General features: G+C 32.7%; 1 protein-coding gene. It reads left to right on the forward strand.

From position 1 onward, the window contains the following. The first annotated feature begins 111 nt into the window (after nucleotides 1-111). Entirely contained in the window at nucleotides 112-1,560 is a 1,449-nt protein-coding gene (locus BUA03_RS16280) for an IS1182 family transposase (protein WP_066081382.1), read from the forward strand. Nucleotides 1,561-1,752: the final 192 nt, after the last annotated feature.

A 1,752-nucleotide genomic window follows, 5' to 3' on the forward strand; every position in this document is an offset into this window, starting at 1 on the left:
GAGGGCACTGAAAAAGTCATTTTATAATTATTATCATAAAAACGAGGCAGAAAAACTTTATTTTCTGCCTCGTTTTTTGTATTTTTAAATGTAATTATAAAGCTTTTATTGATGTTAATACAGCAGCAAACAATTCAATTTAGCGAACATTATTCGTTATATAATCTAATTGTTCCCAAGGACAATCTTTTAAGAAAAATTAATGAATTAATCGATTTTTCATTTATCTACGATGAACTTGTAAATAAATACTGTTCAAATAATGGTCGTATGGCAGAAAGTCCTGTGCGTATGTTTAAGTATTTATTGCTAAAAACAATTTACAGTGTTTCCGATTTTGATGTAGTGGAACGATCTAGGTACGATATGTCCTTTAAATATTTTTTGGATATGAATCCAGAAGACGAAGTTATCAATGCTAGTTCGTTGACAAAATTTAGAAAACTACGTTTGAAAGACACCGACTTATTAAACCTATTGATAAACAAAACAGTGACCATAGCTGTTGAAAAAGGCATAATTCGTTCCAAGTCAATTATCGTTGATGCCACACATACCTTATCAAGATCAAATCCTTTTTTAGCCATTGATGTGTTAAGAGAACGCTCCAAGCTACTTCGCAAAACAGTTTACACTTTTGATGATCAATTCAAAGAACGTATGCCAGAAAAGAACCTTGAAAATGATTTAGAAAAAGAATTGAAGTATTGCAAAGAGTTAGAAAAACGTATAGAAAATGAACCCTCTATAAGCGCTATTCCAGCTGTAAAAGAAAAACTAAACTTACTCAAAGAAACCGTAGAAGATACTCAAGAGAACTTAACTTTATCCAAGGATACCGATGCTAAAATAGGTCATAAGTCTACCGAGAGTTCCTTCTTTGGCTACAAAACACATTTGGCTATGACCGAAGAACGCATTATTACAGCTGCCGTAATCACATCGGGAGAAAAAGGCGATGGTCCAGAATTACCTAAACTTTTACAAATGAGTCAGCAAAATGGGATTGAGGTAGATACCATCATTGGAGACGCCGCTTATTCTGGAAAAGAAAACCTTAAAATTGCAAACGGCCAGAAAATCAAAGTAGTAGCGCGTCTAAATCCATCGATAACACAAGGATTTAGAAAAGATGAAGATAAATTTGATTACAACAAAGATGCCGATAGGTTTGTTTGTCCAGCAGGACATTTGGCAATACGAAAAGCACGAGGTGGAACCAAAGATGTCGGGGCAAATCAAGTTGATACTTATTATTTTGATGTTGAAAAATGCAAAACTTGTCCTTTAAAAAATGGATGTTACAAAGATGGTGCTAAAACAAAAACCTATTCGGTATCCATAAAATCAGAAGTGCACCAAGACCAAATGGCTTTTCAGGAAACAGAATATTACAAAGAAAAAGCAAAACATCGATATAAAATTGAAGCCAAAAATAGTGAGCTGAAAAACGTACACGGTTATGATAGAGCAATATCATACGGCATTAACAATATGCAAATGCAAGGAGCAATGGCTATTTTTACAGTAAACTTAAAAAGAATACTCAAATTAATGTAAAGAATACAATCTAAGTACATAATGGTCAAAATGAAATTGTATCAGTCAAAAATAGACGTATATAGCCTCTAATACAAAACAGTTTTAAAAACTAAAACGCTTATAACGAATCTTAAAAATTCGATTATAAGCGTTTTTTTTGGTCTATAAAAATGACACAAATCAAAACAGACGATGTTTTTCAGTGCCCTC

This window comes from Flavobacterium fryxellicola, assembly GCF_900143245.1.
GTDB lineage: Bacteria > Bacteroidota > Bacteroidia > Flavobacteriales > Flavobacteriaceae > Flavobacterium > Flavobacterium fryxellicola.